Source organism: Binatus sp. (SeqCode) (assembly GCF_049584895.1).
GTDB lineage: Bacteria > Desulfobacterota > Binatia > Binatales > Binataceae > Binatus.
This window is the reverse complement of record NZ_JBAUYR010000030.1, coordinates 33,389-55,634: the sequence shown is the minus strand read 5'-3', so window position 1 is coordinate 55,634 and position 22,246 is coordinate 33,389. Positions and strand designations below refer to the sequence as shown.

General features: G+C 57.4%; 20 protein-coding genes. 7 read left to right on the top strand and 13 right to left on the bottom strand.

The genetic code is table 11. The features are described 5' to 3' along the window. Positions 1-29: 29 nt before the first annotated feature. From WB650_RS05240 to WB650_RS05195, 10 genes are all read right to left on the bottom strand, one after another. Positions 30-620, bottom strand: coding sequence for a PqiC family protein (locus WB650_RS05240; protein WP_422303780.1), 591 nt, complete (start codon positions 618-620; stop codon positions 30-32). Then, positions 620-2,209 (bottom strand): intermembrane transport protein PqiB, encoded by a 1,590-nt coding sequence (locus tag WB650_RS05235; RefSeq protein ID WP_422303779.1) that lies wholly within the window; start codon positions 2,207-2,209, stop codon positions 620-622. The genes WB650_RS05240 and WB650_RS05235 overlap by 1 nt, the downstream gene beginning before the upstream one ends. Then, positions 2,202-2,858, bottom strand: a complete 657-nt coding sequence (locus WB650_RS05230) for a paraquat-inducible protein A (protein ID WP_422303778.1) — start codon at positions 2,856-2,858, stop codon at positions 2,202-2,204. The genes WB650_RS05235 and WB650_RS05230 overlap by 8 nt, the downstream gene beginning before the upstream one ends. Next, the gene (locus tag WB650_RS05225) at positions 2,855-3,529 is read right to left on the bottom strand and encodes a paraquat-inducible protein A (protein ID WP_422303777.1); all 675 of its coding nucleotides are present in this window, start codon (positions 3,527-3,529) and stop codon (positions 2,855-2,857) included. The genes WB650_RS05230 and WB650_RS05225 overlap by 4 nt, the downstream gene beginning before the upstream one ends. A gap of 6 nt (positions 3,530-3,535) precedes the next feature. Continuing rightward, entirely contained in the window at positions 3,536-3,982 is a 447-nt protein-coding gene (locus tag WB650_RS05220) for a hypothetical protein (RefSeq protein ID WP_422303776.1), read from the bottom strand. A gap of 18 nt (positions 3,983-4,000) precedes the next feature. Beyond that, entirely contained in the window at positions 4,001-6,520 is a 2,520-nt protein-coding gene (locus WB650_RS05215; RefSeq protein ID WP_422303775.1) for an arylsulfatase, read from the bottom strand. A 114-nt stretch (positions 6,521-6,634) separates the two neighbouring features. Then, positions 6,635-7,627: a hypothetical protein gene (locus WB650_RS05210; protein WP_422303774.1), complete on the bottom strand. Its 993-nt coding sequence runs from the start codon at positions 7,625-7,627 to the stop codon at positions 6,635-6,637. Positions 7,628-7,638: 11 nt separating this feature from the next. Then, positions 7,639-8,457 (bottom strand): DUF2092 domain-containing protein, encoded by an 819-nt coding sequence (locus WB650_RS05205; RefSeq protein ID WP_423959670.1) that lies wholly within the window; start codon positions 8,455-8,457, stop codon positions 7,639-7,641. A gap of 77 nt (positions 8,458-8,534) precedes the next feature. After that, positions 8,535-8,852: a hypothetical protein gene (locus WB650_RS05200; protein WP_422303772.1), complete on the bottom strand. Its 318-nt coding sequence runs from the start codon at positions 8,850-8,852 to the stop codon at positions 8,535-8,537. Between the two features lie 566 nt (positions 8,853-9,418). After that, entirely contained in the window at positions 9,419-11,866 is a 2,448-nt protein-coding gene (locus WB650_RS05195; RefSeq protein WP_422303771.1) for a tetratricopeptide repeat protein, read from the bottom strand. Between the two features lie 141 nt (positions 11,867-12,007). Here WB650_RS05195 and WB650_RS05190 point away from each other — a divergent pair, with 141 nt between their 5' ends. Then, complete coding sequence (locus WB650_RS05190) at positions 12,008-12,700, top strand: response regulator transcription factor (protein ID WP_423959668.1); 693 nt, start codon at positions 12,008-12,010, stop codon at positions 12,698-12,700. Positions 12,701-12,746: 46 nt separating this feature from the next. Here the strand turns inward: WB650_RS05190 and WB650_RS05185 are convergent, their stop codons facing one another. Continuing rightward, positions 12,747-14,093, bottom strand: coding sequence for an ATP-binding protein (locus WB650_RS05185; RefSeq protein ID WP_422301824.1), 1,347 nt, complete (start codon positions 14,091-14,093; stop codon positions 12,747-12,749). A gap of 213 nt (positions 14,094-14,306) precedes the next feature. After that, positions 14,307-14,771 carry a response regulator transcription factor gene (locus WB650_RS05180; protein ID WP_423959666.1) on the bottom strand — a complete coding sequence of 155 codons (465 nt, stop codon included), beginning with the start codon at positions 14,769-14,771 and terminating at the stop codon, positions 14,307-14,309. Positions 14,772-15,020: 249 nt separating this feature from the next. On the opposite strand from WB650_RS05180, the gene WB650_RS05175 reads away from it, so the two are divergent. From WB650_RS05175 to WB650_RS05150, 6 genes are all read left to right on the top strand, one after another. After that, positions 15,021-16,340: a hypothetical protein gene (locus WB650_RS05175; RefSeq protein ID WP_423959664.1), complete on the top strand. Its 1,320-nt coding sequence runs from the start codon at positions 15,021-15,023 to the stop codon at positions 16,338-16,340. A 39-nt stretch (positions 16,341-16,379) separates the two neighbouring features. Further along, entirely contained in the window at positions 16,380-18,020 is a 1,641-nt protein-coding gene (locus WB650_RS05170) for an arylsulfatase (protein ID WP_422301819.1), read from the top strand. A gap of 89 nt (positions 18,021-18,109) precedes the next feature. Continuing rightward, a complete protein-coding gene (locus WB650_RS05165; protein ID WP_422301817.1) occupies positions 18,110-18,385 on the top strand; it encodes a hypothetical protein in 276 nt (91 codons plus the stop codon). An 85-nt stretch (positions 18,386-18,470) separates the two neighbouring features. After that, positions 18,471-19,232: a hypothetical protein gene (locus tag WB650_RS05160; RefSeq protein ID WP_422301815.1), complete on the top strand. Its 762-nt coding sequence runs from the start codon at positions 18,471-18,473 to the stop codon at positions 19,230-19,232. Then, positions 19,229-20,515 carry an OmpP1/FadL family transporter gene (locus WB650_RS05155; protein WP_423959662.1) on the top strand — a complete coding sequence of 429 codons (1,287 nt, stop codon included), beginning with the start codon at positions 19,229-19,231 and terminating at the stop codon, positions 20,513-20,515. The genes WB650_RS05160 and WB650_RS05155 overlap by 4 nt, the downstream gene beginning before the upstream one ends. Before the next feature lie 86 nt (positions 20,516-20,601). Beyond that, positions 20,602-21,486 carry a hypothetical protein gene (locus WB650_RS05150; RefSeq protein WP_422304895.1) on the top strand — a complete coding sequence of 295 codons (885 nt, stop codon included), beginning with the start codon at positions 20,602-20,604 and terminating at the stop codon, positions 21,484-21,486. An 81-nt stretch (positions 21,487-21,567) separates the two neighbouring features. Here the strand turns inward: WB650_RS05150 and WB650_RS05145 are convergent, their stop codons facing one another. Further along, the gene (locus tag WB650_RS05145; protein ID WP_422304894.1) at positions 21,568-21,975 is read right to left on the bottom strand and encodes a hypothetical protein; all 408 of its coding nucleotides are present in this window, start codon (positions 21,973-21,975) and stop codon (positions 21,568-21,570) included. Positions 21,976-22,246 lie beyond the last annotated feature (271 nt).

Below are 22,246 nucleotides of genomic sequence, written 5' to 3'. Positions count from 1 at the left end.
CCTCGGATGAATCGGCTACCGGGGTAGCGTTACGATTTCTGCTCTGCTTCAGCGCGAATCGCTGCCGCGATGTCGCCGCTCATCTTTGCTATCGCCTGGCTGTGGGCCGCCGCGAGTGCGTCGTAGCTCTGACCCTGCACGGGTTCGCGCGCAACCGTGCGGCCCGACCGGATTGCTCCACTCGCAGTCTTCCGAACTGTCCAGACCGCCTCGACAACTGCCGCCTGTCCTTGTATCGACTCGAAGCGCTGCACGTCGATCGTGACTCTGTAGTCCGGGACAAAGTTAGCCAGCTGCGAATTGGCTACCTCGGGGGTACCCAGCAGCACGACGAGATCGCCGGCAACAGCGCGCGCGATCGAATCGTTCAGCGGCGAGACCCATCGATTGAACTCATCAACCTGGACGCGGTTCGGAGCTACCTGCACCACGAATTCAGGCTGATCGACGGACGCAGGTATCGTAACCGGACCTACCATCACTGCGGCGGCCGTAGCCGGTGTACCATCTGCCGTCGCCGTCGAGGACAGTGCGTAGAAGCGCGACGGGGAAGTACTGCATCCCGCTGCTGCCGCAGCGATCAATGCGATCGAGATCAGTTGCGCGATACGTCGTGCCATTACTTCGCCTCCCCGGCCTTGCCTCGAAGGAGCGCCTCGGGGTGGCGCTCGAGATAGTCTGCTAGCACCCGCAACGATCGCGCGGCGCGACTCACTTCCTGCAGCGTGTTGCCTATTTGCTGGACCTGCGAGGAATTCGGCTCGGTAAGCGCGCTCGTATTGTCAAGAGTACCGCGTGCGCTCGTCAACGTACCTTGTGCGCTAACCAGTGTTGTATTCAGCTGGGCGATAGCTTTTTGCAAATCTTCGCCGATCTCCTGGAACGGCACCTTGTCGAGTTTCTTGATAATGTTCTCGACCGTCGCCTCGGTCGACTGGAACTGTCCCGGTGTGGTCGGAATCTGCGGTGGCTTCTGCGACCAGTCCACCGTCGCCGGTGGCGCACCCGGGAAAAAGTCGATCGAAACATACGCGGACCCAGTAAGCAGGTTACCCGTTGCCAACTGCGCACGGGCCCCATGAGCTATCAGGCTATCGATCAACCTTCGGCGCATCGACTCGAGATCAATGCCGGCTGAGGCATCAACGACTCTTACTCCAAGCCGAGTCGGGTCCAGGCTGATAGTTACAGGCACCGAAAACTCGAATGTCTTCAGGTCAATCTGCGCCCGGACATCCGTAACCGCGCCGATGGGAATGCCGTGGAACTCGACGGGCGCTCCTACTGTCAACCCTCGCACCGATTCCTTGAAGTTGAGCACATAGGTCTGCGGATTGCGCGGCGGCGGATTAAAGGCTTCAGTCCTATTGGCGTAAAGAGTAAAGACTGCGTTCGCTTCGGCCGGCGGCAAAACCGGCTCGCTCGCCGCTGTTTCGAAAGCGACACCACCTATAAGAATCGACAACACCGACTGGGTCTGCACAGTTAGACCGCTCGCCGAGAGTGAGACGTCGATCCCGCTTGCATGCCAGAAACGAGTGTTAGGGTTGACGTATTGGTCGTACGGCGCCTGCACGAAAACCCTTACGGTCAGATCCTTGCCGTCCTTGTCGAGCGCATAGGATGCGACCTGCCCGACCTGTACACGCCGGAAGTAAATTGGAGTGCCGGTGTCGAGCGAGCCTAAGTCAGCAGTCTTCAAAGTGAAAAAGCGGCCGGGAATGTCGCCGGTTATGACGGGTGGGGTTTCTAGCGCCGCAAATACGCGCTTCTCTTCCTGCGAAGAACCGATTTCCACGCCTATATAGGCGCCCGAGATAAGAGTGCCTAAGCCGGAAACATTAGCGCCCGATATTCGGGGCCGAACGACCCAGAATTTAGTGTCCGCAACCAGAAATTCCTCCGTCTTAGGCGCCATCTGGGCGGTCAGAATCACACGCTGGTGATCGGGCGACAGCTCAATCTTTGAAACGGTTCCGATATCAACGCCGTTGTAATGGATCTTTGTTTTGCCAGCCTCCAGTCCTTCCGCCGATTTCATGGTAATCGTTATCGTGGGGCCTTCAGCCAATACTCGTGTAACTGCCACCCAAGCTCCGACAACCGCTGCCAGAATCGGAATGAACCAAACGAGCGAAAGCCGCGTGCGCTTCTTGGGCACGTTCCTGGATTCGGGGACTGACGAGCGTGGTGGATCGTGGTCAGGCATACGTAACCTCTCTCGAATCTGCCTCTTGCGAGCTTATGGAATCCCAGATGAGCCGCGGATCGAATGATTCGACCGCGAGCATCGTAAACACCACCACCGCGGCGAAGAAGATCAGCCCCGGCCCGGGTTCCACCGACATGAGGGGTTGGAGCTGAATCAGAGCAGCGGTGAAGGTATCGACGAAAACGTCGACCATCGACCAGCGGCCGATGAACTCGACCATCCTGTACATACGAATCCGCTGCTCGTTGTTTGCGATTGAGCCGCGCTGAGTCGTGATCAGGAGGTACCCAAGCGCGAGAATCTTAGCGCTGGGTATCATGATGCTCGCGACGAGCACGATGATCGATAGCGGCCATCCCGTCGGCGACCACAGCAGTACGACACCTTGCAGAATAGTGTCGGAATCGGCGCCTGCCGCGGTGGTGGTCGTCAGCACGGGGAGCACGTTCGCCGGGATGTAACAGATTGCAGCGGCAATAAGGTACGCCCATGTGCGCTGGAAGCTGGCAGCCTTTCGAAATTCAAGTTTCTCATCGCAGCGCGGGCAGCGTCCTTCATGCTCGCCCGGCTCGGGACGCGAGAGTAAGCCACAACCTTCGCAGCTTTGGAGACCTCGCTGCATCGCGGTAATACCGGGCGCGCTCACGACCTTCCCTCCAGCAGGCTCTCACCCACCGCGTCGTGTTGCGCTTCGTCCGCCCATTGGATCCTCTCCCACACATCTCGAGAATCGAAGGCGGCCGACATCCCCGCCAGAACGAAGACGAGCACCCAGAGCACGAACAGCGCCATTCCCGGAATCACAGTTGCGTAGTCCGCAATTTTGACCAAGGCGACCAGCACGCCAACCATCATGACTTCGATCATGCTCCAGATGCGTGTGGTCGGGTGATAGCGAAGCAGCGTTCCCACCCATCTAGGCGGTCGCGCGAGCATCCCGCCGAGCACGATAGCCAGCATCAGACCGATTTGCAGTGCGGGCGCGATAACTGCCGTGAATAGGACTAGCACCCCGACTATCTTCTGCCCGTTGTCCCAAAGGTGCTGTGCGCCGCCGATCACAGTGGTCGAGGCGTCTCGTCCAACGATCGTAAGACCAAGCATAGGAACCGAGTTCGCAATCACGTAAAGCAAAACTGCGCCGACGGTGAGCGCCAGTGTCCGGTTGAGTGAGTCCACCCGATGGCGCCATAGTTCTTTGTTACATCGCGGGCAGCGCGCCGACGCGCCGGGTTCAAGATCCGGAATCCGCTGCAGCAAGTCGCAATGCAGACATGCAATAAGTGATGTATCTCCGACCGGTTGGTTATAACTCATTGCGCACTACGACTGATGGAGATTCGGGGTCCCTTCAACGAGTCCTAATGATCGAACGCTCATGATGCACCAGGCAGTCATGGCAGTATGCAGTACGACCGCCGGCCATAACGCCACGCCGACGCGCTGCGACCCGATACCGAACGCTCCAAGGACAAATGCCGCGCCGAGATTGTACAGCACCATCGCGGCGATCATCCCTTTCGAGGCGCGGCTTTGCGAGTCGCCTCGAGCAAGCCAGAATGCTGCACCCAACGTAATCAAGGCCATGCCGCCAATACGCGCCACGGTCAAGGCATCGGCCGCGTCCAATGGCGCGCCGAGCAGGAGTCTCGCCGCTTTGGAGGGAAAAATCAGTAGCGCGAAGCCAGCACCTGCTTCAATCACCGCGGTCGCAGATTGCAGAGCGTACACTGACGGAGAACTGTTCAGCAAGACGTCCGCAGCTTCCATGATCGTAATTCCAACGGTCTAGTCCCTGGCTCTCGCCATTTTCTCCGCGATGGCTTTTCGATCCGAGTCCGTCAATTGCTCAGGGCCGAGGTTGAAAGTCAGCTTGTCGATCGTGCCGGTGAAGCGGAATGGCAGCTTGTAGTCATCGTTCACTGCCGTGCGAGTGTCGCTCCCAACATCGAATGTCTCGTCTATCGACATAAGGAGCGGAATCGTATGCGGGATCTTCTTGCGGGCGATCTCATTGCCATCGACAGTGAACACTCCTGTGCCACCTTTGCCGGGTCCAGGTCCGTCGTATTTGAAGTCGAACACTATAGTATGCTTGCCCGGCTTGAGCGCCTCAGCTGTCAAGCCGTGGCCTAACACTCCCCCCTCCCAACGGTAATGGGTGAGGTCGAGCATGTTGTAGTCAAAGACCGGCTTGCCTTTGAGCAAATATAGGCCATAGCCGCCGAAGCGGCCGCCCAGGGTCACGATCATTCCTTCAGCGCCACCCTGCGGGATTGTCACTTCGGCAGTGATGGTATAGTCCTTGTCCAGAATGCTGGGAGCGTTTCCCACCGGGATGTTGGTGTTCTCACCCTTATAGGTGAAAACAGTTCGCCCTGCGACCGCGCTCGGTCGCGGCGTTAGAAGACGCGAGAAGCCAGTGTTGTCCAAAGGCAGTACCTGATATTTTGCGGCTTCAGTCAGGAACAATGCCTGCATTTCCTTCAGCTTGTCCGGCATTTTCGAGGCTAGGTCGTTGTTTTGCGAGTAATCCTCGGTGATGTGGTATAGTTCCCAGTTATAGTCGTTGACGTCGGTCAGCTTGCCGGTTGCAAGAAGCCACGGAGCGGCAGGCGGCGTCGTCGAGGCAATCCAACCGTCGTGGTAGATAGCACGGTTACCGACCATCTCGAAGTACTGTGTTTCGTGCTTCGATGGAGCATTGGCGTTGGCCTTGTCGAACGTATAGGCCATGCTCACTCCTTCAATCGGTTTCTGCTTAATGCCATTGACTATCTCAGGCGCCTTGATACCCGTCGCTTCGAGGATCGTCGGCACGATATCAATGACATGATGGAACTGCGGGCGGATGCCGCCAACATCAGTGATGTGACCGGGCCAACTTATCGCCATCCCTTGTCTAGTGCCGCCAAAATGCGACGCCACCTGCTTGGTCCACTTGAAAGGGGTATCGAATGCCCACGACCATGCCACCGACATATGCGGATAAGTCTTGTCCGAGCCCCAGTCCGCGTAATGCAGTAACTGCAGAGGCAAGGGAAGGGTCAAGATGCCGTTGTAGGCGGTCATCTGGTTATAGGTACCCTCAAGCGTCCCTTCGGCGCTGGTGCCGTTGTCGCCACTGATATAGATGATAAGCGTGTTATCAAGCTTGCCTTCGTCCTGAACTTCCTGGATAACGCGGCCAATCTCACGATCGGTGTAAGCAGCGTACGCGGCGAAGACCTCCGCCTCGCGCGCGTAAAGCTTCTTCTGAAGCAGCGAGAGCGAGTCCCACCTCGGCAGCTTTGCGCCGCCATAGGCAGCCTGTCCGTCCGGCCACGGAGTGAGCTGGGTTTCTGCTGGAATCACACCGAGCCGTTTCTGGTTGGCGAATATTTGTTCGCGCAACTTTTCATAGCCCGTGTCGAACTTGCCTTTGAACTTATCGATCCATTCCTTGGTCGGCTGGTGCGGCGAGTGCGTGCCGCCCGGTACGTAGTAGACGAAGAATGGCTTATCCGGCGCGGCCGCGTTTAGACCGCTTATGTATTTGATGGCATCGTCAGCCAGGTCGGTAGTAAGGTTGTAGCCAGACTTGCCGACCCACGGAAACACCGGCGTCGTATTGCGATAGAGATAGGGCGTCCACTGGTCGGTCTCGCCACCCAGGAACCCGTAAAAGTACTGGAAGCCCTCGCCTACTGGCCATTGGTCGAAAGGCCCAGCTGCGCTGTACTGAAAAGCGGGGATATTGTGGTCCTTCCCGAACCATGAGGTGGAATAGCCGTTGTCCCGCAACATGGTACCGATGGTCGCGCTATCCGGACCGATCACCGAATCGTAGCCCGGATAACCGGTGGACAATTCGCCGATCACACCGTATCCGACTGAATGATGGTTGCGACCTGTAATCAGCGCGGCGCGTGTGGGCGAACAAAGTGCGGTTGAGTGGAACTCCGTGTAGCGCAATCCGGCGTTGGCTATGCGATCCATCGCAGGCGTCGGGATGACTCCGCCGAAGGTGCCCGAAACGCCATAGCCCTGGTCGTCGGTCATGATAAGGAGGATGTTTGGCGCGCCCTTGGGAGGCACTACGCGCGGCGGCCACCACGGTGTGGAATCCTTGGCGCTTTCCTTGATCACGCCGCCGAACGGCATCGGCGGCGGCGGAAGTTGCTTGCCATCGAGAATCACCGTGGCGCTGGGCGACCCCGGCACGCCGTTGATCTGCTGCGCTCGAGCCGGCGCTGTGCAAAAGCCGACCATGATGAATAGGGCGACGACCGTCAGTGTAAGAACAGTTTTTTGGCGTATAACGTTCATCGCTTCATATCCCTATGTGTACTCTTTCAACACTCCGTAGTCGTCGAAAACATCCCAATCCACTTTCCGTTCCTACAGGACTCCAGGAATCGAGCTCGCGAGTTGGGAAACGAATCAACCTGGAGGAGGCACCACGCGATAGTAGACTCCATTCGCGCCGTAGGATGGCAGGAACCACGTGTTGGTGTTGTTGCAAAAGTAGTAGGTCGAGCCGCTGACGTATTGTTGGATACATCCAGCAGGCGTCGTCGGGTAGATCGCACCCATAGCGTACGCAGTGTTGTAGCTGCCGGCGGCGTAGCCAGAATTGTAAGCGTTCGCCGCGTTTGCGTTCGAGTTCGCGGTGGCGACGGTCGCACCGACAACCGCACCGACCGCGACGCCCGCAGCAGCGGCGCCAGCGGTGCTCCAGCCCCCGCAATTGGAACAACTGCTGCCGTAGTAATTCACTGTGGTAGGTGGATGGTAGGTGCTATAGCTACCGCCATAGTAAGTCCCGTTGTTGCTGTACGTAGTGGTCGCGTAGCTATTGCTCGCGTGATAGGTATTACTGTTGTAGGCGGAAGTACTCCCGTAGCTGCCGTAAGTATTGTGATTATAGGTGCTGCCGTTGGCGCCTTGGCCACTCCACGACCCACCACCGCCGGATGCGGTACCGCCATTTTCAGTGTGGCCGCTCCATGAACCTTCGCCGCCCGACGCGGCGCCTCCGTTGGCACCATGCGCATTCCACGATCCTTCTCCGCCCGACGCGGTGCCGCCATTTTCAGTATGACCGCTCCATGAACCGTCCCCACCTGACGCGGAGCCGCCGTTGCCGCCTTTGCCGCTCCACGAACCGCCTCCACCCGATGCCGAGCCGCCGTTGCCACCTCGTGCGTTCCAGGAACCTCCCCCGCCTGATGCGCTGCCGCCAAAGGCGCCCTTGCCGCTCCAGGAGCCACCTCCGCCCGATGCCGAGGCTCCGTGCGCACCGTTGGCGTTCCATGAACCGCCCCCGCCAGATTCAGAGCCACCGTACCTTCCAGCATGAGACCAGGCACCGGCGAGGCCGGGCATAAGCGCCGCGATCGAGAGACCTAGTAAGCCGATCAATACTCTTTTCATGATGCGACTCCTCAATTTGCCTTTGATGAGGCTGTTCTCTTTGGAGGCTTAATACCTGGCGGAAGCTGAGGGTCAGGCCGGCTGAACGAGATTCGCTTGGCCGAAGCCAGGCCAGGTGACGTGAAGGCGTTTGGGGCGACTGCCTGGTCGATTTGCCAGTTAGAGAATTCGATCTGATGACGCAATCCGACCGGGTCGGCGTGGAACACCGCGCGTGCCATCCGGGGCAGCTTGTCGTCGGCACCGATCCAGAGCTGTTCAAACACCCAGTTGTTGTTAACCGCGACCATGTCCGTAGTGACCCCTCCCATGACGTGCGATTGACCGATGTAGAACGCGGTCGTCATTCCGTCGGCGATTCCTTCATACGGATCTGCGACGATCACGTCGGTGAACGGGTAGTAGATGGCGGCGTCCCGGTGCGCTGCCTCCAACATAGCGTCGATCGTGGGTGGAGCGCTGGCCACCGCGACTAGGTTCTCGGCCGGCGCATAGGCGGACATCGTCTTGCCGTCATAGTAAAACTCGTTCACAGGACCATCACCCGGTGTTATCACCTTGAGTTTGTCAGGCCGCTCCAGGGTTACATCATCGCGTACCGTATAGATGAGTGGCGGACCGAGCCGGCTCGGGTTCTCGTAGCTGATAACCGCTGTGAACGACATCGAGTGCGCTGCGGCTAGCTTGGCGCATGCTGCTTTGAGAATTTCGATCGCCTTGGGCTCGAGCACCGGCGCGGGCGCGGGCAGCGTCGGCACCGACGCCTTCGCAGACTTCGATGCCTTGTGCGCCGTCTGGGCATTGGCGGGTATCGTTAGAAGTACAGCCAACGCTACTACGAGAACGCGCGCAGTTGACCTCGCGACGAATGTTGATGGCCAGGATTGAAGTGCTTCCTTCGCGGCGATCATGGGATCATCCCGCATTCGAACATCTTGTTCGCGACAGGCGCCGCTACTCTGTCGATGAACATCCGGCGCATCTGCGGATCGTTGTGCAGAAAGTTCACGGCTTCCTGTTCCCTCTGCGATTTTGGCTGCTGTCGCTCTTGCCACAATTGCTCGCAAGACGAGTTCTGGTATTTCTGGACTACCTTGTTGGAAACCCTGTCCAGTACCGGGTATTGGCCGTACTGGGCGCCGGATATTCCAGCAAACAAGAGCATGGGAAGGACGCCGAGGACCGGCACCACAATTCGACGGAGGATCGCCTTTGCGTTCCACATGAGTGTTCTCCTTGATCCCACTTCTGTTCTCTCCGATTCACTGGAATCGAGAGAGAGTTGAACTTGAGTTTCGAGGAGCACATTCTGCGACGCGCAGAAGTTTCCTGCTATTGTACCAAAGTACAATACCTCAGCCGGAAATACGGCGAGGTGACATTGACTCAAAACTTCAAGGAAGAAACGGCACAACCCCCCGAAGTTTGCCCGGGCGAGCGACGACAGGTGTTTTGGCCGTTTAGACAACGGCGCTACGCAGGCGCTCGATTTTGTCTTTGCTCGCCCACGTCATTTGACTATACATTTTGTAGTAATATGTTTCGACCTGTGAGATTGCGCCACACGCTATCGCGCTCACGTTTCTGATGCCGTTTCTTTGCTGCCTCGCTCTGCCCACCGTCGCGCGCGCGCAAACGGAGCAGTCGGTGTATACCGACGCCCTGGTCAACTCTCAGGGAAAGCTTCAGCGGAACCAATGGCACCGACTTCTCGATAACCGGTGGCACCTGCGCCGCGACTCCAGGGGCTGGTAAGGCATGCACGATAACTGTGACCTTCAAGCAGCGTTATCAGGATTTCGGTTTTGAATCCTGCAAGTGCCCGTGTAGCTCTTTCAGCATCTGCTGGACCTGTTGATTATCCGGCTCCAGCTCAGCAAGACGATTCGCATAGGTCAATGCTTTCGCGGGATCGCCAGACTGTTCCAGGAAATTTACCAGCGCGATGAGTGAATCGAGATCATAAGGATGCGCCTTGATGGAACTCTCCAACGTCTCGATTGCTGCGGCGGTCTTTCCTGCATCGTTTAACGCGATCGCGTAAACGTAGGCATAACGCGCATTGCCTGGTTCGTCGCGCGTGGCTGCTCCGAGAAACTCCAGTGCTTGCGCGTTGCGCTTCTGGCGCACCATTAGCAGACCTAGCGCGTGCTCGAGCGATGCGTCGTCCGGCGAGCGGCTGAGAGCATTCTTGAGGACGCGTTCACCCTCATCATCGCGGTTCTGTGCGCGATAAAGGTCTGCAAGATTGACGGCGCCCGGCGCAAAGCTCGGGTCGAGCGACAACGCGGTCTTGAGTTCCTGCTCCGCCTGGTCGAAGTGATTCTGTCTTGCATACAACAAACCCAGATTCATGTGCGCCTCGGGGCGATCCGCGTTCAATTGCTGCGAACTGATGTACTCGTCAGTGGCACGATTGAAAGCAACGGAAACCTCTGCGGGAAGGTTCCCCGCGGGCAACCCAGCAAGGACTTCCGCCGCTTCGGTCCGCACTGCGCGGACGGGATCGCTGAGTAGCGGCGCCAATGTATTCACGCTGGTTGCTGGATCGGTGTTCGACAGTGCGTGAGCGGTGGCGCGGCGCACGAGAGCCCAATCGTCGACAACGCCAGCGTGAACGGCATCGTCGGTCGGAAGCGGCGCGAAGTTGGCGAGCAAAGCAAGCGCAGTCGCGCGCGCAATCGCAGGCTGCTCGCGGTTCGCGACCAATCTCTCGAGTGATTGTTGTGCGCCTGGTGCTCCCGCCTCGCCGGCATTCAGGGTCTCAGCAAAACGCTGGAAGCCTTCAGGCGCATGCCTGTACCACTTATTGACTGAATCCAATGCCCACTGCGTCGATTTGTCGGTGTGGCAATTGGTGCACGCGTTGGGAGTGCCAAGCTTCACCGATAGGTCAGGGCGCGGAATCCTGATGCTGTGATCGCGGCGCGCATCGACGACCATGTACGTGCGCGTCGGCATATGGCATTCGACGCATCGCGCTCCGGCCGATCCCATTTTGTGAAAATGATGCGTCGGCGAATCGTACTTCCGCGCCGAATGACACTGCATGCAAACGTTGTTGCCCTCGGCGCGGAGCCGCGAACTGTGCGGCTCGTGGCAATCGCTGCAGGTCACGCCTGCATGAAACATCCGGCTCTGGATGAAGGAGCCATACTCGTAGTCTTCCTCCTTTATCTGGCCGTCCGGGAAATAGTGATCTTCATCGAGCAGCGCGACATGGTAATCATCGCCCACCGGCTGGCCGTGCACATAGTCTTCGTGAATCTCGCCGCGCCGCGCATGGCATCGCGCACACGTCTCGATTTCCCGCTCTGATTGACGCGGCGAGCTTCGACGCGCATTGCCGGTGACTGGATCGATCGGCCACGCAACGCCTTTGCGCTCATCGAGTGCGATCGTCAGGCCCTCAGTCGCGTCGAGTCTCTGCCAATCGCCCTGCTTCTTCGCCCACGACAGGTGATTCGATCCGGGACCATGACAGGCCTCGCACGAGACATCGATCTCCGCGTAGGCAGTCGAAAACGTGCGCGTTCGAGAATCGTAGTTCTTGCGCAGGTTGGTCGAATGGCAATCGGCGCACATGTAGTTCCAGTTCTGATCGATACCCGTCCAGTGCTGCGTGTCCGGCGCCGTGATCTTCTGTCCGGGATACAGAAAGAACCAACGTTGGCCGCCGCGCTCGCGGGTCCTGGTGTCCCAAGCTATCCCCAACGCCTGCAAGCGCCCGCCCGGCATCGCGATTAGATATTGCTGAAGTGGGTAAACGCCGAACGTGTATCCGATTTCGTAATCATGCAGCGCGCCGTCGGGGCCGTCGGTACGCACCATGAACTTCGAGCCATTGCGGGAGAAGATCGTCGTTACGCCATTGTTATCGAAGCTGGCGTGATTGAAATCGCCAAGGACCGTGGAATCCGTCGCCGGCTGCATCGCCAGTTGATGATGCGATCCGCGCCAGAGAGAATTCTCCTGCTCGTGACAGGTCGCGCACTCCGCCGCTCCGACGAATTTCGCGTCGAGCACCGGCGGTGTTGCTGCCACCAGACTCACAGATTCCTTCGTCCGCCGAACCAGAAGTGTGATCGCCACCAGCAGCGCAAGTATAGGCAGCAGCCAAACGAGACGGAGCCGAGACTTCGACGACTCCATCGACGACGGCGCTCGCGTCGGGGTCGTTACCTTTCCGATAGCAGCGGTGTTCGACTTGCTGTTTCGCGGCTTTTTTTTCTTACTCAACGTTCACTCTTGAGGATGATTCCTGGCGCCGCGATCGCTCTTCAGAATTTGATATGTGACAAAAGTCCAATTGCTCGATGCCGTCAACGAGCTGTAATATCTCGACAGCTCTGGCTACTGATCACCCGGGGAGGGAAATTCGTGGCAAGCACAAAACCTTGCACTGGACTGCAGAGTGTCGCGGCCAACGGCGTTCAAAACATGAAATCTCAGCCGATTTCCAAACGCGTCAGAGTCGCAGTTATCGAGGACGACGATAGCGTGCGCCAAGCCCTCTCGTTCCAGCTCCGCACGGCAGGCTTCGAGGTGGCAGCCTACTCTTCCGCAGAAGAACTTCTCGAGGCTTCCGACGCGAAGGAATTCGATTGTGTGGTGGCGGATATTTACCTGCCGAAAATGAACGGGCTCCAACTTCAGGAGGAACTCAACCGCACTATTCCCTACGCGTCGATCGTGTTCATCACGGGTCACGGCGATCTGTCACTCGGTATGCACGCGATGAGAAAGGGTGCTGTGGACTTCCTCGAAAAGCCGGTTGACGAGCGTGCGCTGTTGAGCTCGATAGCTCGCGGCGCCGATATTTCCCGCCGGCGTCGCGCCGAGAGATCGCAGCTGGTCGGACTTGAACAGCTGCATCGCTCACTGACCTCTCGCGAACGGGAAGTCTTCACGCTGATAACCTCTGGCTTGCTGAACAAGCAAGTCGCCGCGGAGTTGGGGACTACAGAACGTACCGTTAAGGCGCATCGCGCAAGCGTAATGGTCAAGATGGATGCTGGGTCATTGGCCGATCTGGTGCGAATGGCTGGAGTCCTGCAGATTCACTCGAGCTGAGCGGTTGAAGGAACCGCGAGAGGGTCAACGACCCATCCGAAAACCTTCAACCCATGCGTCTCGATGCGCTTGATCGTTTCCTTTCAGCCATCGGGAGCGTGAACGTGAACGTGCTGCCCTGGTCTGGATTCGGCGACGCCCAGATTCTTCCGCCGTGACTCTCGACGATAGAGCGGGTCACGAGCAGGCCCAGTCCCATCCCGTCGATCTTGGTCGTAACGAATGGCTCGAACAGGCGTTTCGCGACGGCAGGGTCAATGCCCCCGCCGCTATCGCATACGCAAACTGCCGCCCATCCGATCTTTTCTGGAGCGACCTTGATTACAACGTCGCGTCGAGGAGACCTCGCTTCCGTGATCGCGTCGAATGCGTTCATCACCAGGTTCAGCACGCACTGCTGCAGCTGGATCGAGTCGCCGATAACCCGTTGGCCTGGGGGCGAGACCTCGATCCGTACGGCGATCTTCCGGACGGAGGCCTCGCCGGCAGTGAGTTTTACCACCTCGCCGATCAGTGGTCCGATGCCGATCGGGGCTTTGTGTTCGACCTGGTTCTTGAACATCGAGCGGATTCGCCGAACGATATCAGCAGTCCGCTTGGTGTCCTCGATCGCGCTGTTGACCGCTTCCAAAGCCATGGCGGGTTGCGGATTTCCCTGGGTCAGCAAGCGCGCGACGCCGCCAAGGTTGCTCAATATCGCTCCAAGCGGCTGGTTGATTTCATGCGAGAGCGAGGCGACGAGTTCGCTCATCACGTTGCGACGCGAAGCGACCCTGAGTTCGGTGCGGACCGCCCTGATTGCTATCTCGGCTTGCTTGCGCTCGATCGCGCTGCCAAAGAGCCGTACCGCCATGGCCAGTTGATCGAGCAATTCAGGCGGCCACTTTCGGGGCGATCGGAACTTACCGAAGCTCGCTGCGCCGATAACTCGGCCACCGGCCCACATCGGAATGGCCGCAGAAGCTTTAGGTCCGTATTTCGCAACCATCCGCCGTGTATCCGGGTTATCGGCCGGAATCTCGCTCGGATCCGCGAAGACGAGTGTTTCCCCCGACATGACTAACTGGGTGCTTCTTTGAATGAGCTTCTCTGGTTCGTAATTCTTCGGGAAAGCGGGGAAATTCGGTCGAACCCAGGTATGCGTTGCACGTACCGGTTGGTCCGGTGAATCGCGCTCGTATACGGCGCTCCGGTCGAGATCCAGCGCCCGGCAGATTTTGCCCAGCCACGACTCGATTTCGCGGTCGACTTCGTCAGCCGGCGCGCGCGCCATCGCGGCGGACAGCTCGCCTACCAATGATTCGAAGCGCGAAATCTCATGCTGATCGCGATCGACAAGCGCACGCCGGTCACGTTTCGGCTCGAGAGTTTTCTTGGTCGGTCGTGGTTGCATCAGTGAAGAATAAAACCGTTCGCTGAGGTTCAGTCGTTTGGATCCGAGCCGGAAGTGGGAGAGGGAGGCGACGGAGCACGATCCTTTCGTTTGGCAAACTTTACAATATGTTTCCGCGATAAAGCGAGCGCGTATTGCCAGTCGTTGCCCCGAAAATTCAGGGTCACGAGGATTTAACGAACGGTTTGTTCGCTGTTGAGCAGTTGGCGGTGCTTAGTGCGGCAGATTCGACTGATTGGGCAACGCCTTCCTGATGGCGCGCAGCAGGCTTTTTTCGTCGAACGGCTTGAGCAGACTGGCGATCGGCTTTGCCTCGCGTATCAGTTTTTTGGTCTGCGCATCGTCGCGGCCGCTGATCAGGATTGTCGGCAGATGCCGGCCGGCCTCAGTCATTTTTTTGCAGAGTTCGATACCGGTCATCGCCGGCATGTAAACGTCGAGCAGCAGGCACGCGTCGCCATCTGGAAAGTCGTTCGTCAGGAATTCTTCGGCGCTTCCGAAGTCGAGAACATTGAATCCCAGGATTTGTAGTTGTCGTCGTAGCGCCCGGCGGATGGACGCGTCGTCATCTACCACAATAACTGTGGCCGTCGATTTGTTCGGCAACTGACGATACCGGCTGTCGTGGGAGGACGGCCGCCCGTCATCCGCAAGCTTCCTTGCGACGTAACTATGCATCGCGCGGCGCCCAGTCGGCCATTGTACCAAAGTACAATACCGCTCTCCTGAAAAATGGACGAATCTTGGCCGGCAAGTGAGCCATGAATCTCATACGTCATTCGCGGCAGTCGAGTTACAAACTGGCCGGAAGCGAAAGCAGCCGGCCCAGAGCTGAAAGCGCATCGATTCCGAACGCTGCAGTAAAAAAGAAAACGGTCAGGAGAAATGAATTTGAACTCCAGAAGTATTAAGCGCGCGACGGGCTTGATGTCAGTACTGCTCGCAGGATTGTTGCTGGTGGGATGCTCTCAAACATCCTCACCCGCACCGAGCCAGGCTGCGCAAGCGCCTGCAGCACAGGCGCCGCCGCCACCTATGACCAGTATGCAACCCTCCCAACCCGGCGCGGCGGGAGGACAGTACGAGGAACCGCCGGTCGTCAACGTGGCCGACCTGCTGCCCGCGACTCCGCTCTCGGGACAGGGATATACAGTTCTACCGCAAGCGCCGACTAACGGCGCGATGGGCCAATACACCATCGTCGCGGACCCGAGCGTGTTTCATGATGACGCAGGCACCTACTACGTCGAAAGCCTCGACATGCTGAAGATTCGGCTTTCCGAAATTCCAGCGATCGCTCAGCTCGATAGCATGAGCAACAGCAGTGTATTTGCCAAATCGCTGGTCACGAGCGCAGTGCGTCCAGTGGGCGCCGCCGCCAATATGGTCATGCATCCGATGGATACCGTTACCGGGCTGCCGAGCGGAGTCGGAGATCTATTTGGACGCGTCAGTATGGGCGCGGGAGAGATAGCATCGTCGGCTACGAATTCCTTCGGCAGTGGAAAGGCTGCCGGTCAGGCCGGCAACGCTACGCTCACTGCGTTGGGCTATGACCAGGTCCGCCGACAGCTCGCACACGAGCTACACGTCGATCCTTATAGCTCTGATCCTATTCTCACCAAGAAGCTGAACCATGTCGCCTGGGTCATGTTCTCGGCCCGCATGACTGTCTCCGCAGCCATGATGGCGGTGCCGGGCTCGATGATCATCACTGCAGTCACGGTGACAAACGATCTCGTTTATCAGACACCGAGAGCCGACCTCATTATCCTCGTTCAAAAGAAGCTGAAGAGCTTCGGCCTGTCGCAGGAGGAGATCGTAGCCTTTACCACCAACACCGCGATTCCTTTGAGTCTGCAAGTTGATGCAGTCAAAAATCTCGAGGCGCTCGGCAACATTCCCGGTCGTCGGGCGGCAGCGGTCGATATCGGCAACATGATGACTGAATACCAGGCGCGCTTCCTGGTCACCTCGCTACATATGCTCGCTCAATGGGGCCAGCAGTCGAGCCCTATCACCAGGATCTATGCCCCCGGAGTGCTAATCGCGCACGATCAGAATCGCAATACGATACTTCCCGCGCCGGTCGATTACCTGTCATGGACACCACGCATAGCGGGATTTGCGACTGATCCCCAGTTGATGGCACAGCACAATCGCGTCTTGTGGATCACCGGCAAAATGACGCCGCTCGCGCATCAGCAACTGACGGCCAACGGCTGGAATGTGCACGAAGGCCAATAGCAGTAAGGGTTAGGTTAAATTCCAGGAGGGAATTTTCTTATGTATGTCTGGAAGAATAGTTATTTTGCGATCGCGATCCTGGTCGGCGCAATCATAGGATTGTCCAACGCGCGCTCAGTTTGGGCGCAAGAGAAACAGCCTAACATCGTTGTCATCATGGGTGACGACATCGGCATGTGGAACATCGGTGCCTATCATCGCGGCATGATGGCGGGTAGGACGCCTAACCTCGACAAGCTCGCGAAAGAAGGTATGTTGTTCACCGACTATTACGCCGAGGCAAGCTGCACGGCAGGTCGGGCGAACTTTATCACTGGCGAGCTGCCTATCCGCACCGGTATGACCACTGTCGGCCAAGCCGGTGCCAAGATAGGCATACCTGCCGAAGCGGTGACCATCGCCACGATCCTTAAGTCCGTGGGCTATGCCACAGGTCAATTCGGCAAGAACCACCTTGGCGACCTCAATGAGTTCTTGCCCACGGTTCACGGCTTCGACGAATTCTTCGGCTACTTGTATCACCTCGACGCGATGGAAGACCCTGCCCATCCCGACTATCCGCAAAACCTCTTGAATGTCGTCGGCCCGCGCAACATGGTTCATAGCTGGGCCACCGACACTGATGATCCGACGGTAATGCCGCGTTGGGGCGCGATCGGCAAACAGAGAATCGAGGACGCTGGCCCGCTCTATCCGAAACGGATGGAAACGGTGGACAACGAAATTCGCGACCTCGCCATCAATTTCATGGACAAGGCACAAAAAGACGGCAAGCCATTCTTCGTCTGGCTCAACCCGACGCGCATGCACATCGTCACCCATCTTTCGCCCAAGTACGAAGCGATGCGTAACTCGGAAAATGGTTGGTCGGAAGAGGAAGCCGGCATGGCCCAACTCGATGACGATGTCGGCCTGGTAATGAAGAAAATCAAGGACATGGGCGTCGACGACAACACTATCGTAGTCTTCACCACTGACAACGGCACCGAAGTCTTTACCTGGCCTGACGGCGGTCAGACGCCATTTGCACAGTCCAAGGGAACAGTCCTCGAAGGTGGTTTCCGTGTGCCATGCCTACTTCGCTGGCCGGGACATACGCCGGCGGACTCCGTGCAGAACGGCATCTTCTCGGGGATGGATTGGCTTCCTACCTTCGTGGACGCAGCCGGCAATCCGAACATCACTCAAGAGCTACTGAAGGGCAAAACGATCGGCGACCGGACTTACAGGAACCATCTGGATGGTTACGACCAGATGGCAGCCATCACTGGCAAAGGGCCGTCAACGCGTCACGAGATCTTCTACCTCGGCGAAAGCACTGTCGGTGCTGTGCGGATTGATGACTATAAGTATCGTTTCATCGACCAACCCGAGGGTTGGCTGGGTCAGAAGACCCATCCGGACGTGCCTTATATCACCAACCTGAGACTGGATCCCTTCGAGCGCACGGGCTGGCCCAACGATGGAACGAAAGAAGGTGCCCAGCAATACTTCGACTGGTTCAAGTACGAATTCTGGCGCTTCGTATTCGTGCAGCAGTTGATGGCCAAGGAACTGCAAACCTTCATCGAGTATCCGCCGATGCAACGGGGTGCGAGCTTTAATCTTGACGCGGTGAAAGCTGAGATGGCGAAAAAGATGGCGGAAGCTCAGACAGCAAGCAAAGGCACTGGGGAGTAACTCGCAAGACCTTCGTCGCACTTAAGGTATCAATACTGAATGGAGGTAGTTCAATGACGAATCGAAACTCAAGAGTGAGGAGAGGAACAATGCCAAAACGGATGCTTTTAGTGATCGCAGTAACGGGGCTGCTGACACTTGGCGGATGCTCGTCGTCGCCTGATCCATCCGCATCACAGCAGGCGGCGCTGTCAAAGACTGAGTTACATTTCGATGTCAATAAGTGCCAGGATATGGGAGCTGGATTGTATAAGTGTCCTGCTTCGGACAAACCCATTTGCAATCCCGACTACAATGGCTCGGTCGAATGCGTCCGGATCGGACCTAAGGGTGGCATCTTCATACAAAGCCCGTCGAGCAACTAGCGGGGACGGCGACGGCTGTTACTTGCGCCGATGGTTCTGGAGGACTCAAGGGCGCAGTCGCTAGAGAGAGAAAGGAAGGAACCAAATGCGAAAGCTTGTAACCGCAACGCTCGGTGTGTTGCTGTTGGCTTCAGGATCGGCGCGGGCCCAGGGAGTCGTGCTGCCTTTGCCGGCCGCGGATCAGCAAAATATAACTGCCCAGCTTGGGCCGGGTGTAGTCGGCGCCGCGTTGCCGAGTAGCCCTATCAACGACCCGTCCCTCTACTTTCCGCTCCAACAAAAATCACAACAGTTCCAGGTTGTTGCGGGGCCGCACGCTGGTACCGTGCAGACGCTTGGGCTCTGGCAGGCACGGCGCCCGGGAGGAAGGAAGGCCTGGCGGTTTCAGATGACGCCATCGTTGGCGGGCTTCATGCGCGAGACGGACCAGGGCGACATTATAATGGCCGCCCTTACCGACTCGGGCGAAGGCGTCGTAGTTGTCACTACCCCCGCCAATCCATTCGTGCCCAAGGGCATGCAGCCAGGTGAATCGCGGAGCTACACGCAGCAAGTCTCGGTAAACTATCTCGACGACCCGAGCGACCAGAGGTACTCAGGCTCGATCAACGGTACCTACACCTACGTCGGCACCTATCAGGTAACTGTACCGGCAGGCACATTCCCGGCGGTCCTGTTCAGAGTCAACTGCGAAGGAAAAGTAGGTCCAGCTCATACGCAAAACACCGGCTACAATCTTTTCGCACCCGGCGTCGGCATGGTCGCGATGATCCTGGAGGAGGACGTAACCGCCTTCTGGCTGTTTAATATCGATAGCACTACCGGCAAGGTGTTGATGTCAAAATGAATGACCTGCGAGTATTCAGCCGCATTCGTAGGACCCTATGTCTTGCGACCGTGATCCTGCTGGCCTTAGTCACGTCTGCGCGCGCCGCCGGCTTATTGCTGTATGAGACCGGCGCACCCGACTTGGGTACCGCCAGCGCCGGACGAGCGGCGATGGCTGGCGACGCCTCAACTGCTGCTGCTAATCCGGCAGGGATGACTCAACTCGACCGTTCGCAGCTATTGACTGCGTCTGGCGCTCTGCTGCCCTTCACCAACTTCGACGTAGCCTCACAGACGACAACGTCGGGCGGTGGCGGCGGCAATGCTGGCGTGTTCTCACCCATCGGAGGGTTCTTCTACGTCTACAGACTTTCGGAGAAGTTGCGACTCGGCGTGGCGCTCGACTCAAATTTCGCTTTTACCGGCAACTACGGTAAAACCTGGGTCGGACGCTATTACGTGACCTACGAATCAATTCTTTCCGGTACAGTCAATCCTTCGGTCGCCTACGAGGTGAACGACTGGCTCTCGGTAGGAGCAGGTGTCAGCTTTTCGGTCGCGCGACTGAAGTTTCAATCGAAGGTTAACAACGCTCTTCTGCGTGCGCAAGACGGCGGACTGGCGTTCGAATCGTGGGATGAAGCCTTCGGTGGCAACGCTGGCATACTGCTAAAGCCCATCGCCAAACTTCGCATCGGACTGACTTATCAATCGCCTGAGGACTACAAGTTCGGCTTTAGGCCGCATCTCACGAACCTCGGTCCCATTCTCAACCGTATTCGCAATCGAATCGGCGGATCCAAGATCAATATCCCGATGGAAGTGCCGCAGCAGGTCATGCTCAGCGGACTCTACGAAGTCACCCCCTACTGGAGCCTGATGGGCAACGTCGGATGGCAGAACTGGTCGGCGTTCGGCGAGTTTCCAGTCGGAATTTCGACCGCCAAGCAGAGAACGGTCGAGGCCAACCTGCATTTCTCAGACACGTGTCAGATCGCGATCGGGCAGCAATTGCGGATCGGTGAAAAATGGCTGTCGTCGGCGGGTTTCGCGTATGACAGTTCAACGGTCTCGAAAAGCAACCGCCTTCCGACCCTGCCTATCGATCGCCAACTGCGATACGGTACCGGTATCCAATATCAGATCAACAGTGACATAACGGCCGGCGCCGCGTGGGAGTTCATGGATGCTGGGCCTGCTCCGTACGCTGCCCGCCGCGGGCCGCTCGCAGGGACTCTGCAAGGGCATTACTCGACGAACTATCTCAACTTTGTCGCGCTCAACATCATCTGGAAATTCTAGATTCAAGTTGCAATTGCGTCAGTCGACGCTGCCAACTACGATTTTACCTGCTATGCTTTTGCTAAACTCGTAGAATGGGGTCATCAATGGACAAGCACATAAGCAAGCATCCCGAAACGCAGCATATCGCCAGCGACGTAATTCACTACCGCGAGTACAAAATTCTGCTGCAGCCCGATCGGTTTACGAGCAAACACGGCTTTCTCGAATTTTGGGAACAGGCGTCCAAGACCCTTAAAAAACTCCACCTCAAGGTGGATGTCGACAAGCACGCATTCGATAGTCAGGTCCGTGAAGTGCTGTTTTATGACACTCCCCAGTTTGACCTCTACAACAATCACTTTATTCTGCGAAAGCGCACTTTTTACGACCAGGGATGGCCTCGACCCGGCCACGAACTGACCTTCAAGTATCGCGCACCGGAACTCAAGGACGCCGCTTCCGTCGACGTGCGTCCGCAGTTGGGCGGGCACGACGAAATTAAGTTTAAAGAAGAGTTGTTGCTTGAGCGCGACCGCCTCGGCGGGATGCGCAGTGTCTATTCGCATGGATGCGTGCTCACTTCCCCTAAGATTGAGCTCGATCGTGGCATCGAGGATATCGCCCGCGCCTTTCCGACTCTCAAGCACATCGACATAAGGCCCCGAACCAAAATGATGCTGGTCAACAACGTAGCCGTCGAAGAAGTCCAGAACACCATGGGCGTGATTCACTTCGGGCACCACTTCAAGGGTAAGACCACTATCGCGATATGGCGGAGCCGAGCGCTGGAAAAATCGCTATCAGGCGAGTTCGCGTTTCAGTGCAAATTCGATCGGATCGACGAGGTCAGCAAGGAGTCCCTTGATCTCTCCGAAGAGTATTACAAAAGAGTGCAGCTCGATTGCGCGGAATGGATTAAGCTTGGAACTACAAAGACCGCAATGGTATACGGGCTCGGCGAAGGTCAGCAGTTGAAGAACCGCGAATAAGTGGAGCGGGCGGACCCGGCTCGAACTGACGCCGTCCGAGCCTGGGACGCTTCCTCCCACCGATCAGTGTGCGAACTCGATTCACGGCAGGTTGGGTATCGCATTAACGATCTTCAAGGTACGCCGGACGAAGCCGATCAGTTCTTTGATGTCGAGCACCTCGCTGACGTCGCCTCCGGTATCAGCACCGCCTAGATAGTCCCTCGAATAATCGTGGATCTCATCGAGCTCATCGAGCAGTGCGCACGCGGGGTGCTGCTCGCCGGTCTTGCGGATTTTTTCGACAATGCTCGCTAACGTGTCATCCGAGCCGAAGAAACCGGGATAGGTCCAGGTGCAATAGGTCTCGACTATGAATCGCATTTTCGTGACTATCTCTCTCGGCCTGCCCACTCCAATTTTGTAAAAGTACAACAGGTCGATGATATCCGACGCGACGCGTGCTTTGCGTGGATCCTCGAGGTCGAACTGTACAATTTCTGACGTCATCATTTAGATGTTGGTCTAGCGGAGCGTGGTCAAAGGCGTGCAGAAGGACCACTGATCAGGCTGGATCAAAGTCGGGCTCGATTCCTATGTCGATCCCGGCTGGCTGACACTACATTGGGCGCCATGCGGAAGGCTATCGCCACGCTGCTTCATTTGGCTATGTGGAGAACCAAAAGTACCGTATCCTGATACGCTACTCCCATGAATCAAGTCTATTCAACTTAGAAAGAAAAGTTACGCCCACAAATAGTTTCTTAATTCACCGCGAGCC